Raw genomic sequence first — 13,158 nt, 5'->3', positions numbered from 1 at the left:
GGCGGTCTACTCGGCCGACTCCACCGGCGGCAGCGTCGCCGTGCGGGCCGCGCGCCCGTACCAGAGGGCGCTCGACTTCGGGGTGCGCTGCTGGGAGACGTAGTCGACGTACACCGCGCCGAACCGCTTCTCGTAGCCGTAGGCCCACTCGAAGTTGTCCAGCAGGGACCACAGGTAGTAGCCGCGGACGTCGGCCCCGTCGGCGATGGCCCGGCGGACCGCCCGGAGGTGGCCGTCCAGGTAGGCGACCCGCTCGGGGTCGTGGACCGTGCCGTCCGCGCCGGGCTTGTCGTCGTAGGCGGCGCCGTTCTCGCTGATGTACAGCGGCAGGCCGGGAGCCTCGCGGCTGTAGCGCATGATCAGCTCGTGCAGGCCGGTCGGGTCGACGCTCCAGCCCATCTCCGTACGGTCGCCCGGCGGCTGGTGGAACGCCACGTCGTCCGCGGCCGGCCACGGCGAGTGGTCGCTCGAGCCGTGTCCGTCGGCGCGCGGCACGCGCGAGTCCGCGTCCGCCGCCGACACCACGGTGGGCGTGTAGTAGTTGAGGCAGATCGCGTCCAGCGGTTGGCGGATCAGGCCGAGGTCGCCGTCCTCGACGTGCGACCAGTCGGTCACCGACGCCGTCGCCTCCAGCAGGGTCCCCGGATAGGCGCCGTGCAGGATCGGGCCGTGGAAGATCCCGCCGGACAGGTCGTCGATCTTCCGCGCCGCCGCCAGGTCCGCGGGCCGCTGCGACAGCGGCCGGACCACGGAGGTGTTGAGGCTGATCGCCACCGAGTTGCGGGCCGGCATCACCGAACGCAGGGCCACCGTGCCCAGGCCGTGCGCCAGGTTCAGGTGGTGCGCGGCGCGCAGCGACGCCGCCGGGTCGGTACGGCCGGGGGCGTGCACCCCGGAGGCGTAGCCCAGGAAGGCGGCGCACCACGGCTCGTTGAGCGTGATCCACTGCTCGACCCGGTCGCCGAGCGCCTCGCCGACGATCTGCGCGTACTCGGCGAACCGGTACGCCGTGTCCCGCTCGGGCCAGCCGCCCGCGTCCTCCAGCTCCTGCGGCAGGTCCCAGTGGTAGAGGGTGACGGCCGGCTTGATCCCGGCGGCCAGCAGCTCGTCCACCAGACGTCGGTAGAAGTCCAGGCCGCGCTGGACCGCGGGGCCGCGGCCGGTCGGCTGCACCCGGGGCCAGGAGACGGAGAAGCGGTAGGCGCCCAGACCCAGCTCGGACATGAGCGCCACGTCGTCGCGGTAGCGGTGGTAGTGGTCGACAGCGATGTCACCGGTCTCGCCACCGGCCGTCTTCCCCGGCGTATGGCTGAAGGTGTCCCAGATCGAGGGGGTACGGCCGTCCTCCCGCACCGCGCCCTCGATCTGGTACGCCGAGGTCGCGGCGCCCCACAGGAAGGCGGGGGGGAAGGTCACCGGGGTCACCGGCGTTGCGGACTCAAGCATGGAAGCGCTCCCATAGCAGGTCGTGACGGGTCATGAGAGACCGGCGTGTAGTAATGGCGAGGGGGGAGGGCGGGGTCGGGGCGACTGTGACCCGGCCCCCGAGGTGGGGTGTCAGCCCTTGACGGCGCCCTGCATGATGCCGCCCACGATCTGCTTGCCGAAGATCGCGAAGACCAGCAGCAGGGGCAGCGTGCCGAGCAGCGCGCCGGCCATGATCAGTGCCTGGTCGGGGGTGAAGCCGCGGCCGAGGCCCGCCACCGCGACCTGCACGGTCGGGTTGCCGTTCTGCGTCAGCACCAGGAACGGCCACAGGAAGTCGTTCCACACCTGCACGAACGTCAGCATGCCGAGCACGGCCATCGCGGGCCGGGCCGTCGGGAACACCACGTGCCAGATCACCCGCCAGCTGCTGGCGCCGTCCACGCGGGCGGCCTCGATGATCTCGTCCGGCAGCGCCTGGAGCAGGTACTGCCGCATGAAGAACACGCCGAACGCGCTGACCAGGGACGGGAAGATCACCGCCTGGAGCTGGTCGGACCAGTCCAGCTCGGCGACCATCATGTACAGCGGGATGACGCTGAGCTGCGGCGGCACCATCATCGTGCCGACCACGACCAGCATCAGCGCGTTGCGCCCCCGGAACCTCAGCTTGGCGAAGGCGAAGCCGGCGATCGTCGCCATGAAGACGACGGTGGCCGAGGAGATCCCCGCGACGATCGTGGTGTTGAGGATCGCCTCGCCCATGTTGGCGTCGGTCCAGGCGATCTCCAGCTTGTCGAACAGGTTGGCGCCGAACCAGAGCGGCGGCGGGGTCTGGGCCAGGCGCTGGTTGTCGCGGGAGGCGGCGATCGCCGTCCACACCAGCGGGAACAGCGAGCCGAGCGTGAACACGGCGAGGATGATGTACGCGATCGGTCCGGCGTGCAGCTGCCCGCCGGCGCGGGACGCCTTGGACCGGCGGCGCCGCCGGGGAGGTTCGGGCACCGGCTCGGCCGGGGGTTTCGTCAGGGTCGTCGTCACGGCCGGTTCTCCTTAACTACTGGCGCGCAGCCGGCGCGAGATGACGTAGTTGACGAGCCCGATCACGATGAGGATCAGGAACATCGTCCAGGCGATCGCGGAGGCGCGGCCCAGGTGCTGGTTGACCCAGCCCTGCTCGTACAAGTACAGGCCGAGCGTCTGGAACTGGTGCTGGCCGCCGCCCGAGGCGCCCTTGTTGGCGTCGAACAGCAGCGGCTCACCGAACAGCTGCGAGGCGCCGATGGTCGACACGACGACCGTGAACAGGATCGTCGGACGCAGCGCGGGCAGCGTGACGTGGATGAACTGCCGCCAGCGGCTGGCACCGTCCAGCGCCGCCGACTCGTACAGGTCCTGCGGGATCGCCTGCATCGCCGCCAGGTAGATCAGCGCGTTGTAGCCGGTCCAGCGCCAGATGACGATCGACGAGACGGCGAACTGGGACGCCCACTTGTCGTTCTGCCAGTCGACCTTGCCCAGGCCCACCGAGTCGAGGACCCAGTTGATCATGCCGTAGTCGCGGCCGAAGAGCAGCACGAAGACCAGCGCGGCGGCGGCGATCGACGTGGCGTACGGCGCGAGCATGATGACCCGGTAGAAGGTGGAGCCGCGCAGCTTGTAGTTGAGGATGTGCGCCAGGCCCATCGCCATCATCAGCTGCGGCACCGTGGAGATGATGCCGATGGTCAGCGTGTTCTTCGCGGCGTTCCAGAAGAAGTCGTCGTCGAAGATCCTGGTGTAGTTGTCCAGGCCCGTCCACGCCATGTCGGTGGGCGCCGTCAGCTCCACCGTGTGCAGCGAGGCCCAGCCGGTGTAGATCAGCGGGAACAGGCCGAACGCGGCGAAGAACACGAAGAACGGGGCGACGAACGCGTACGGGCTCCAGCGCATGTCGCGCTGCCAGCGGCGGGAGAGCCGGGCCCGTTTCCTGGCCGCCTCGGGGGAGACCGCTTCACCGGGCGGTCGGCCCGGGGCCGCGCCCCCCTTCGCGGGGGGCGCGGCGGTGTCGTGCCGGGTGGTCATTCCGGTCACTTCTCCAGGTTGTTGTCGATGGTCTTGGTGGCGTTCTCCCAGGCCTCCTCGGGCGACTTGCCCTGGGTGACGAGGATGACGCCGTTGTCGGTCAGACCCTGCTGGATGATCTGGTCCTTCGGGCCGATCACCTGGGCCGGGATGGCCTCGGCGGCCTTGGCGAAGATGTCACCGATCGGCGCGGCACCGGTCATCTCGTTCTTCGCGTCCGTCACCTGCGGCAGCTTGTACGCGGCCGGTGCGCTCGGGAAGCTGCCCTGCACGGCGAACAGCTTGGCCTGCTGCTCCGGCGCGGTCAGCCAGGCGACCAGCTTCTGCGCCTCCTTGACGTTCTTGCCACTCTTGGGCACGCCCAGGAAGGAGCCGCCCCAGTTGCCGGACTTCGGCGCCACGGCCACGTCCCACTTGCCGGCCGCCTCGGGCTGCGACTTGCCCTTGATGGTGCCGATCATCCACGGCGGACAGGCGACGGTGGCGAACAGGTTGTTGGAGATGGTCTGCTCCCAGGCCGGCTGGAACTGGGTCTGCGCCTGGACCAGGCCCTTCTCCGCCGCCTCCGCGGTCAGGTCGAAGGCCGCCTTGACGGCCGGGTTGCTCTTGTAGATGACCTCGCCGGAGGAGTCGTAGAACTTCTCCTCCTCACTGCTGAGGATGGCGTTGATCAGACCACCGGGGGAGTCCATGAAGTAGGTGTCCTTGCCGGCACCCTTCTTGTACTTCTCGCCGGCCTCGACGAACTTCTTCCAGTCCCCGGCCCACAGCGCGCCGACCTCGTCGCGGTCGGTCGGCAGGCCCGCCTTCTCGAAGAGGTCCTTGCGGTAGCAGATGGCCATCGGGCCGATGTCGGTGCCGAGCCCGACCGCCTGGCCCTCCTTGGTGACGCCCTGCTTCCACTTCCAGTCCAGCCAGCTGCTCGGCTGGACGCCCTCGACCTTGGCCATGTCGACGAACTTGTCCGCCTGGGTCTCGACGACCTCGGCGATGTTGCCGACCTCGATGGCCTGGACGTCCTGAAGGCCGCTCTCGGTGGTGAGGTGGTTGACCAGAGCGGGGTAGTAGTTCTCGTTCCGCTCGGTGACGGTCTCCTCGACGTTGATGTCGGGGTTGAGCTTCTCGTACTCCTCGTAGAGGCCGGCCTCCTTGAAGCCCATGGTGCCGAACAGGCCGAGGGTGATGGTGGTCTTGCCGCTGCTGTCGCCCGACGACGTGCTGTCCTCGTCGTTGCCGTCGTCGGCGCAGCCGGCCAGCAGCCCGGCGCCCAGCGACGCGATGGCCGCGACGACCACCGCCTTGCGGGCGGATCGATTACGTGCTGCTCGCATTGCGTCCTCCTGTTGCCCTGACGTGCCGACCCCCCGGCCAACTACTGGGTTGGACCCGCTGCTTCATGTGGTTCGTTCGACGCTGCGGCTCGGGCGGGGAACGTGCGGGATGTGTATGTGCCAGGTAGTGTGGGAGCGCTCCCACAAGTGATGTGTTGAAGAGTCGTCGGTCCGGGCGGGGGTGTCAAGGGACCGGACGCGACGAAGTGCGTTCAGTTATCGGCCTGTTAACTGGCCATCGCGAGCGGCGTGGGGAGCCCTCCGCACGGCGGGCGGCGGGCCCGGGGCCGGTCATTACACCCGACCGGCCTGTTAAATTCCAGGCCAGCCGCAGAGTGCGGGGTGTCGACGGGAGGCGGAGCCGATGGCAAGCCACGGAGCGCGTGGGCGGAGCGGTGGCCGGCCCACCCTCGAAGAGGTGGCGGCACGGGCGGGCGTCGGCAGAGGCACGGTCTCCCGGGTGATCAACGGCTCGCCCCGGGTCAGCGACGCGACCCGGGCGGCGGTGGAGGCGGCGGTCGCGGAACTCGGCTACGTTCCGAACACGGCGGCCCGTGCCCTGGCCGCGAACCGCACGGACGCGATCGCGCTGGTGGTGCCCGAGCCGGAGACCCGTTTCTTCGCGGAACCGTACTTCTCGGACATGCTGAAGGGTGTCGGCTCCGAACTGTCCGACACCGAGATGCAACTGCTGCTGATCTTCGCGGGCAGCGACCGGGAGCGGCAGCGCCTCGCCCAGTACCTGGCCGCGCACCGCGTGGACGGCGTCCTGCTGGTCTCGGTGCACGCCGACGACCCGCTGCCCGACCTGCTGTCCCAGCTGGAGATCCCGGCGGTGATCAGCGGGCCGCGCTCGGCCCGGGAGTCGCTGGCGTCGGTGGACTCGGACAACTACGGCGGCGCCCGCTCCGCCGTCGAACACCTGCTGTCCCGAGGCCGCCGCCGCATCGCGCACATCACCGGCCGCCTCGACGTCTACGGTGCCCAGCGGCGCGTCGACGGCTACCGCGAGGCCCTGCGTGACGCGGGCCACGAGGCGGACGAGCAGCTGATCGAGGCGGGGGATTTCACGGAGGAGGGCGGGCGCAGCGCCATGGTGGAACTGCTGCGCCGCCGCCCCGACCTGGACGCCGTCTTCGCCGGCTCGGACGTCACCGCGGCCGGCGCCCGGCAGGCCCTGCGCGAGGCTGGCCGGCGCATCCCGGACGACGTGGCGCTGGTCGGCTACGACGACTCGGCCATCGCCCGCCACATGGAGCCGCCGCTGACCAGTGTGCGGCAGCCCATCGAGGAGATGGGCCGCGCGATGATAGACCTGCTGCTGACCGAGATCGCGGACCGTCGCCCGGCGGCCTCGCGAGGGCTGGAGCGGCACCAGGTGGTGCTGGCGACGGAGCTGGTGGAGCGGGCGTCGTCGTGACGTGCCCCGGCGGGGGGAGGCGGGGCGTCGGCCGGTGACCTCTCCCCGGGGCCATCGGCCGCTGCGCGGCCTCGTCGTCGGTCCGGTGTGCGAGGGAACGCAGTCAGCCGGTGACCTTCTCGCGAAGGTCACCGGCTGACGGATCAGGGTGAGTGACGGGACTTGAACCCGCGGCCACCTGGACCACAACCAGGTGCTCTACCAACTGAGCTACACCCACCATGGCCGGTCTTCGGAACCCGTGGTGGGCTTCCCCGACCGGCTGAGAAAAAGTGTACAGGGTCCGAAGGGGTGCTCGCGCACGCCTTTTCAGTGGGAAGGCAGGACGTGCTTCGCGGCGATCGCCTTGGCGGTTTCGGAGTCGGGACCGGGCTGCGGGACGAAGACGGCTTCCCGGTAGTAGCGCAGTTCGGCGATGGATTCGCGGATGTCGGCGAGCGCGCGGTGGTTGCCGTTCTTCTCGGGGCTGTTGAAGTACGCCCTCGGGTACCAGCGGCGGGCCAGCTCCTTGATCGAGGAGACGTCGACGATCCGGTAGTGGAGGTAGTCCTCCAGCGTCGCCATGTCCCTCAGCAGGAAGCCGCGGTCGGTGCCGACCGAGTTGCCGCACAGCGGGGCCTTGCCGGGCTCCTTCACGTGCTCCCGGACGTAGGCCAGGACCTGCGCCTCGGCGTCCGCCAGCGTCGTGCCGCCGTCGAGCTCGGCGAGCAGGCCGGACGCGGTGTGCATCTGACGCACCACCTCCGGCATCGTCTCCAGGGCCCGCTCCGGCGGACGGATGACGATGTCGACACCCTCGCCGAGGATGTTCAGCTCGGAGTCGGTGACGAGGGCGGCCACCTCGATGAGCGCGTCGTCGGACAGCGAGAGGCCGGTCATCTCGCAGTCGATCCACACCATGCGATCGTTCATGCGGACACCCTACGGCCGACCTCCGTCGGATGGGCCCCCGGCATCGGTGTGGGCCTCGCCGGGGGCTGCCGCCCCCGGGCCCCCGCATCGGCCTGGACGGCCTCGTCCGCAAACGCCGGACGGGCTGAGTGGGTCGGCCCGACCGGCGTCGGAGGGTGCGGCCGGACGGACGGAATCGCTCGTCCGGCGTTCACAGGTTCACGGTGCGCTGCGCTGCCCGGGCAGGCTCGCCGCCGTGGCCGGCACCGGTGCTGCCGCGCGGCGGGTCTGGAACGGGACCGCGTTCTCCGGTGGCAGCGCGGCGGCCTCGGGTGGGACGGGAACCCGGGAGGCTCCCTCGGTGCCGGCCTCCGGGGCCACCGGCCGGTCGCCCTGCGGGCGGCGTGCCCGGTAGGCGGCCCGGTAGGCGGCCGGGGACGAACCGAGCTGGCGGCGGAAGTGGCCGCGCAGTGCCACCGGAGAGCGGAACCCGCAGCGGCCCGCGACCTCGTCCACCGAGTAGTCGGACGTCTCCAGCAGGCGCTGCGCCTGGAGCACCCGCTGGGTGATCAGCCACTGCAGCGGGGCGCTGCCGGTGAGCGAGCGGAAGCGGCGGTCGAAGGTACGGCGGCTCATGTACGCGCGGGCCGCCAGCGTTTCCACGTCGAACTGCTCGTGGAGGTGCTCCAGCGCCCAGGCGACGACCTCGGCGAGCGGGTCGGCGCCGATCTCCTCCGGTAAAGACCTGTCGAGGTAGCGTTCCTGGCCGCCCGAGCGGCGCGGCGGGACCACCAGGCGGCGGGCCAGCGCGCCGGCCGCCTCGTTGCCGTGGTCCGTGCGCACTATGTGCAGGCACAGGTCGATGCCGGCCGCCGTGCCCGCCGACGTCAGCACGTCGCCGTCGTCCACGAACAGCTCGCGCGGATCGACGTGCACCGACGGATAGCGCTTGGCCAGCGTCGGCGCGTACATCCAGTGGGTGGTCGCGGGGCGGCCGTCGAGCAGGCCCGCCGCCGCGAGCACGAAGGCGCCGGTGCACAGCCCGACTATGCGGGCGCCCTCCTCGTGCGCCCGGCGCAGGGCGTCGAGCGCGTCCTCCGGTGGCGGAGAGGTGATCGACCGCCAGGCGGGCACCACGACGGTGCCGGCCCGGGAGATCGCCTCCAGGCCCTGGGGCGCGGTGAGTTCCAGGCCGCCCGTGGTCCGCAGCGGGCCCTCCTCGCCGGCGCACACCAGCAGTCGGTAGCGCGGCACGCCGGCGTCCTGGCGGTCGATCCCGAAGACCGACAGCGGTATGGAACTCTCGAAGATGGGGCCGCCGCTGAACAGCAGCACCGCGACGATCTCCTTGCGGCGTCGCCCGGAGAGCTTCCGGGCCGCGTTTTCCGGCGCGGCAGTGGAGTCGTGGCTCATAACTGCTAAGCCCCCCTCGGTGGTCGCGGCGCCCTGATCCTTTCGGGTCTGTCGCTCCAACACGTTTCCCCTCGGTCCTGCACGAGTCCCCCGCCGTAGACAGTCAAGATCGAATCTACTGTGTCCCATCGCGCCGAGGTGGCCGGTTCGGCACTTGGGACATTGTCGACATGGCAACTTGGCGTGAAGCAGTCGATCACGAAGCGTGGCACTCCGGGGCGCCCCAGGGAAGTGCGCCTTGTCGCAGTGGCCAATCCCCGTAGGGTGCGCAGGGTCCCGGAGACCCTTTCCGTGCAGGTGGAACGGGGGTTGGGGGGTGGTGGGGGGCAGTGATGAGCCACCCTCAGAAGTTGGCTGAAAAGAAGCGGACGCGTGCGCGGAAACCGGTCAGTCGACCGGTGTGTTTTCTCCTGCGTGCCGTCCGCCCCTGCGTGTCGGCGGCCCGGCCCGGTGCCGGCGTCCGGCCCGTACCGCGCCATCCTCGCCGGCCGGCCGTGCCGCGGCGCGCTCGGACCGGCGCAGCAGCAGGCGGCAGGCGCCGGTGACGGCGGCCAGGCCGAGGGCCGTGCCGACGGCGCCGGCGAAGGAGGTGCCGTACCAGAGGAGCACGACCGGGACGAGGAAGCAGCTGAAGGCCGCCCAGCGGACGAGATCGGTGACGCCGTCCCGGGACGGCGCGGCCGGATCGGGGATGTCGGGTGCGCCGGACGGCGGCTCGGGGCGCTGGTGCGGTCCGGACATGCGTGCTCCCTGGGGCTGGTGGCATGGAGATCAACGCCCGTGCGACGCACCGGTCACGACCGATCACGGACAGTTGAATCCTGTGCAAACCGCCTGTACAGCGCAGCAACCATTGCGTTACGGGCGCCCCCTCGGGCATGCTCCGGGGAACCCGCGGCGGACCGTACGCGGGATCCGGGTAAAGGAGGCGTGGCGCCGTACCCTTGGGGGTATGGGGTTGGGAAGACCATTCCCGGACACACGGCTCCGCCGCCCACTGTTGTCCCCCATAGAGGATAAAAACGCCGAGACAGCCATGGCCGGTCACGAATTCTTCGAACCCGCGGACCGCAAGCGGCCCGTCGCCGAACCTACGGCGGCCGAGCCCCTGGCGGCCGAAGAGCCACGCCAGTCGTGCGACCCAGCCTTCAAGCACGGTGTCGTCGTCGGCTTCGACGGCTCCACATCCAGTGAGCGCGCCCTCGCGTACGCCATCGGCATGGCACGCCGGCTCGGCTCGGGCCTGGTCATCGTGCACGTCGCCAACCGGCTGCCCACCACCGTGTGGGCCGGCTGCGAGCCCCCCGTCTTCGTCGACGTACCGGACCACCGCACCGAGGTGCTGGGTCTGGAGCTGGCGTGCGCGGACTATCTCGCCGAGGTGCCCTGGATCCTGGTCGAGCGCGGCGGCGACATCTGCCACGAACTCGAAGAGGTGGGCCGGGAGTACGAGGCGGACGCCATCGTCGTCGGCTCCAGCCACGGCCTGGTGGGCCGCCTCTTCGGCTCCGTCGCCGGCCGGCTCGCCAAGCGGGCGAAGCGGCCCGTGGTGGTCATTCCGTAACAGCGCGGGCGGCGGCTCCGGCCGCCCCGGAGTCCCTCCCTGTCATGCAACGTGAAGCTACCGACGCGTAGAGGTGTTTGTGCCCTTGTGAAGGGCATATACCGGTCACCGCACAATCGCACATGCATGAAGGGAGCCCGCCGTGGACAACGACGTCTCCGCGGGAAACACCACCAGCACCCTCACGATCGTCGGCCGACTCGCTCTCGGCGTCACCCTGCTGGCCTTCGGCGTCGGCCACACCGGCGTGGTCGACGGCGTGACGGCCGCCGACGCCGTGACCGTCGCCCAGTACGTCGGCGGCGTCGCCCTCTTCGTCGCCGGTCTGCTGGCCCTGCGCGACCAGGACACCGCCTCCGGTACGGCCTTCACCGTGCTCGGCGCGCTGTGGTTCACCTGGGCCGTCTCGGCCGGCCACCAGGTCTCCGCCAACGCGGCCGGACTCTTCCTGCTCCTGTTCGCCCTCGTCACCCTCTCCCTCGCGTTCGCCGGCGGCGATCTGCTCGGGCAGGGGATGTACGGGCTGCTCTGCGTGTCCCTGCTGCTGCTCTCGATCGCCGCCTTCGCGGACGGTGGGGCGCTGGGGAAGGCGGGTGGATGGTTCGCCGTCGCCGCGGGGGCGGTCGCCTGGTATGCGGCGACCGCGGTGCTGGCGCACTGGCCCACGGCATTGCGCGGGCGCGCCGCGGGCCGGGGTGTGACGGTTTAGCTGCCGCAGGCCGGGGGTTGGGCGGCCCCCGGCGACGGGACGGCCCCCCCGCGTGTCTGGTGGCATACGTGGGGGGGCCGTTCGGTTCTTTGCCCGTGCGGGTGCGTGGGGGTCGCTCGCGCCCACGCGGCGGAGCCCACATCGATGCAGCCCCGCGCCCCTTCGGGGCGCTTCTACTCCACCGTCACCGACTTGGCGAGGTTCCGCGGCTTGTCGATGTCCCTGCCCAGGGACAGGGCCGTGTGGTAGGCGAGGAGTTGGAGGGGGATGCCCATGAGGATGGGGTCCAGTTCGTCCTCGTTCTTCGGGACGACGATGGTGTGGTCGGCCTTCTCCTGGTCCTGGTGGGCGACGGCGAGGATCTGGCCGCTGCGGGCCTTGATCTCCTCCATGGCCGCGCGGTTCTTCTCCAGCAGGTCGTCGTCCGGCACGATCGCGACCGTCGGCAGGGCCGGCTCGATCAGGGCGAGCGGGCCGTGCTTCAGCTCGGAGGCCGGGTAGGCCTCGGCGTGGATGTAGGAGACCTCCTTGAGCTTCAGGGAGGCCTCGCGGGCGACCGGGTAGCCACGGACGCGGCCGATGAAGAGCATCGAGCGGGCGTCGGCGTACTGCGCGGCCAGCTTCTTGATGTCCTCCTCCCGCTCCAGCATCTCGGAGATCTGCTGCGGCAGCTTGCGCAGGCCCTCGATGATCCGCTTGCCGTCGCGCACGGACAGGTCGCGGGTGCGGCCCAGGTGCAGGGCGAGCAGCGCGAAGGCGACGCAGGTGTTGGTGAAGCACTTGGTGGAGACGACGCAGACCTCGGGCCCGGCGTGCACGTACATGCCGCCGTCGGCCTCGCGGGCGATCGCCGAGCCGACGACGTTGACGATGCCGAGGACGCGGGCGCCCTTGCGCTTCAGCTCCTGCACGGCGGCCAGCACGTCGTACGTCTCACCGGACTGGGAGACGGCGATGTACAGGGTGTCGGGGTCGACGACCGCGTTGCGGTAGCGGAACTCGGAGGCGGGCTCGGCGTCCGCGGGGATGCGGGCCAGCTCCTCGATCATCTGGGCGCCGATCTGGCCCGCGTGGTACGAGGTGCCGCAGCCGAGGATCTTCACGCGGCGCACGGCGCGCGCGTCGCGGGCGTCCAGGTTGAGGCCGCCGAGGTGCACGGTGGAGAAGCGGTCGTCGATCCGGCCGCGCAGCACGCGGTCCACGGCCTCGGCCTGCTCGTGGATCTCCTTGTGCATGTACGTGTCGTGGCCGCCCATGTCGTAGGAGGCGGCCTCCCACTCCACGGTGGTGGGCTCGGCGGTGGTGCGGGTGCCCTCGGTGGTGTAGGTGCGGAAGTCGTCGGCCTTGAGGGTGGCCATCTCGCCGTCGTCGAGGGTGACTATCTGGCGGGTGTGGGCGACCAGCGCGGCGATGTCCGAGGCGACGAACATCTCCTTCTCGCCGATGCCGAGGACGACCGGCGAGCCGTTGCGGGCGACGACGATGCGCTCGGGGAAGTCGGCGTGCATCACGGCGATGCCGTACGTGCCCTCGATCACCCGGAGGGTCTCGCGGACCTTGTCCTCGAGCTTGGCCGCCTCGGAGCGGGCGATGAGGTGGACGAGGACCTCGGTGTCGGTCTCGGAGAGGAACTCGACGCCGTCCGCCTCCAGTTTGCGGCGCAGGTCGGCGGCGTTGTCGATGATGCCGTTGTGCACGACGGCGACCTTGTTGTCGGCCGACATGTGCGGGTGGGCGTTCAGGTCGGACGGGGCGCCGTGGGTGGCCCAGCGGGTGTGGGCGATGCCGGTGGTGCCCTTGAAGCGCGCCGGGACCTTGGCCTCCAGGTCGCGGACCCGGCCCTTGGCCTTGACCATCTTCAGGCCGGCCGCCTTCGGCGAGGTGACGACGATGCCCGCCGAGTCGTAGCCGCGGTACTCCAGGCGCTGGAGGCCCTCCAGCAGCAGGGGCGCGACGTCACGCTTGCCGATGTATCCGACGATTCCGCACATGTATACGTAAACCTCGTGTCCCTCTTCGGCTTCTCAGCCGTAGACGATGCGGCGCAGCTGGCGGAGCGACAGCTCCGGCGGTGCGACCGCCCGGTATTTCAGGTCCGCCTCGATCCGTTCGAAGATCGTCGCGTTCACCAGGCCCTGGGCCTGGAGCTCGCGGTGGCGGCGACGGACGTACTCCTCGGTCGTCTCGTCGAAGTAGGCGAGCACGTCCTGGATCACGCGCAGCGCCTCGCCCCGGCTCAGGGGAGTGGACCGCGTCAGATGATCAACGAGTTCGTCGTGCACCCGGTAGATCCTGGGGTACGGGTGAGGGTTTCGCAAGAATCCTGCCCGATTTCGGGCAA

12 protein-coding genes and 1 tRNA gene are annotated in these 13,158 nt (G+C 70.5%); 3 read left to right on the top strand and 10 right to left on the bottom strand.

The annotated features are described in order from the left end of the window. Positions 1–6: 6 nt before the first annotated feature. The 4 genes from ACFW48_RS02970 to ACFW48_RS02955 all read right to left on the bottom strand — a co-directional run bounded on the left by ACFW48_RS02970 (position 7) and on the right by ACFW48_RS02955 (position 4,820). A complete protein-coding gene (locus tag ACFW48_RS02970; protein ID WP_386309855.1) occupies positions 7–1,446 on the bottom strand; it encodes a GH1 family beta-glucosidase in 1,440 nt (479 codons plus the stop codon). A gap of 111 nt (positions 1,447–1,557) precedes the next feature. After that, positions 1,558–2,466 carry a carbohydrate ABC transporter permease gene (locus ACFW48_RS02965; protein ID WP_386309853.1) on the bottom strand — a complete coding sequence of 303 codons (909 nt, stop codon included), beginning with the start codon at positions 2,464–2,466 and terminating at the stop codon, positions 1,558–1,560. A 12-nt stretch (positions 2,467–2,478) separates the two neighbouring features. Further along, positions 2,479–3,489, bottom strand: coding sequence for a carbohydrate ABC transporter permease (locus tag ACFW48_RS02960; protein WP_386310252.1), 1,011 nt, complete (start codon positions 3,487–3,489; stop codon positions 2,479–2,481). Between the two features lie 5 nt (positions 3,490–3,494). Further along, complete coding sequence (locus tag ACFW48_RS02955) at positions 3,495–4,820, bottom strand: extracellular solute-binding protein (RefSeq protein ID WP_386309851.1); 1,326 nt, start codon at positions 4,818–4,820, stop codon at positions 3,495–3,497. Between the two features lie 364 nt (positions 4,821–5,184). On the opposite strand from ACFW48_RS02955, the gene ACFW48_RS02950 reads away from it, so the two are divergent. Beyond that, positions 5,185–6,240, top strand: coding sequence for a LacI family DNA-binding transcriptional regulator (locus ACFW48_RS02950; protein ID WP_386309849.1), 1,056 nt, complete (start codon positions 5,185–5,187; stop codon positions 6,238–6,240). A gap of 147 nt (positions 6,241–6,387) precedes the next feature. Here ACFW48_RS02950 and ACFW48_RS02945 read toward each other — a convergent pair. From ACFW48_RS02945 to ACFW48_RS02930, 4 genes are all read right to left on the bottom strand, one after another. Further along, positions 6,388–6,460 (bottom strand) — tRNA-His (locus ACFW48_RS02945). Positions 6,461–6,549: 89 nt separating this feature from the next. Beyond that, positions 6,550–7,152 carry an oligoribonuclease gene (gene orn / locus ACFW48_RS02940; protein ID WP_386309848.1) on the bottom strand — a complete coding sequence of 201 codons (603 nt, stop codon included), beginning with the start codon at positions 7,150–7,152 and terminating at the stop codon, positions 6,550–6,552. A gap of 198 nt (positions 7,153–7,350) precedes the next feature. Beyond that, a complete protein-coding gene (locus tag ACFW48_RS02935; RefSeq protein WP_386309845.1) occupies positions 7,351–8,544 on the bottom strand; it encodes a helix-turn-helix domain-containing protein in 1,194 nt (397 codons plus the stop codon). A gap of 387 nt (positions 8,545–8,931) precedes the next feature. Continuing rightward, entirely contained in the window at positions 8,932–9,285 is a 354-nt protein-coding gene (locus ACFW48_RS02930) for a hypothetical protein (protein WP_386309844.1), read from the bottom strand. A gap of 295 nt (positions 9,286–9,580) precedes the next feature. Here ACFW48_RS02930 and ACFW48_RS02925 point away from each other — a divergent pair, with 295 nt between their 5' ends. Together ACFW48_RS02925 and ACFW48_RS02920 are read left to right on the top strand one after the other, a co-directional pair. Next, entirely contained in the window at positions 9,581–10,108 is a 528-nt protein-coding gene (locus tag ACFW48_RS02925) for a universal stress protein (protein ID WP_055417064.1), read from the top strand. A gap of 142 nt (positions 10,109–10,250) precedes the next feature. Then, positions 10,251–10,817, top strand: a complete 567-nt coding sequence (locus ACFW48_RS02920) for a GPR1/FUN34/YaaH family transporter (protein ID WP_386309841.1) — start codon at positions 10,251–10,253, stop codon at positions 10,815–10,817. Between the two features lie 173 nt (positions 10,818–10,990). Here the strand turns inward: ACFW48_RS02920 and glmS are convergent, their stop codons facing one another. Together glmS and ACFW48_RS02910 are read right to left on the bottom strand one after the other, a co-directional pair. Further along, on the bottom strand, positions 10,991–12,808 hold the full coding sequence (gene glmS / locus ACFW48_RS02915) for a glutamine--fructose-6-phosphate transaminase (isomerizing) (protein WP_386309838.1): 1,818 nt from the start codon (positions 12,806–12,808) through the stop codon (positions 10,991–10,993). Between the two features lie 33 nt (positions 12,809–12,841). After that, positions 12,842–13,099 (bottom strand): hypothetical protein, encoded by a 258-nt coding sequence (locus ACFW48_RS02910; protein WP_055417062.1) that lies wholly within the window; start codon positions 13,097–13,099, stop codon positions 12,842–12,844. Positions 13,100–13,158 lie beyond the last annotated feature (59 nt).

Source organism: Streptomyces sp. NPDC058812, from assembly GCF_042744565.1.
GTDB classification, from domain to species: domain Bacteria; phylum Actinomycetota; class Actinomycetes; order Streptomycetales; family Streptomycetaceae; genus Streptomyces; species Streptomyces thinghirensis.
Note: the sequence above shows the minus strand (reverse complement) of the source record. Positions and strands in the feature narration are given on the sequence as shown.

What these genes read in the sequence shown, in the direction of transcription:
- ACFW48_RS02930 (WP_386309844.1), bottom strand. Translation starts at nt 9,285, where the DNA reads ATGTCCGGACCGCACCAGCGCCCCGAGCCGCCGTCCGGCGCACCCGAC.
- ACFW48_RS02935 (WP_386309845.1), bottom strand. Translation starts at nt 8,544, where the DNA reads ATGAGCCACGACTCCACTGCCGCGCCGGAAAACGCGGCCCGGAAGCTC.
- ACFW48_RS02925 (WP_055417064.1), top strand. Translation starts at nt 9,581, where the DNA reads ATGGCCGGTCACGAATTCTTCGAACCCGCGGACCGCAAGCGGCCCGTC.
- ACFW48_RS02960 (WP_386310252.1), bottom strand. Translation starts at nt 3,489, where the DNA reads ATGACCACCCGGCACGACACCGCCGCGCCCCCCGCGAAGGGGGGCGCG.
- ACFW48_RS02950 (WP_386309849.1), top strand. Translation starts at nt 5,185, where the DNA reads ATGGCAAGCCACGGAGCGCGTGGGCGGAGCGGTGGCCGGCCCACCCTC.
- orn (WP_386309848.1), bottom strand. Translation starts at nt 7,152, where the DNA reads ATGAACGATCGCATGGTGTGGATCGACTGCGAGATGACCGGCCTCTCG.
- ACFW48_RS02955 (WP_386309851.1), bottom strand. Translation starts at nt 4,820, where the DNA reads ATGCGAGCAGCACGTAATCGATCCGCCCGCAAGGCGGTGGTCGTCGCG.
- glmS (WP_386309838.1), bottom strand. Translation starts at nt 12,808, where the DNA reads ATGTGCGGAATCGTCGGATACATCGGCAAGCGTGACGTCGCGCCCCTG.
- ACFW48_RS02970 (WP_386309855.1), bottom strand. Translation starts at nt 1,446, where the DNA reads ATGCTTGAGTCCGCAACGCCGGTGACCCCGGTGACCTTCCCCCCCGCC.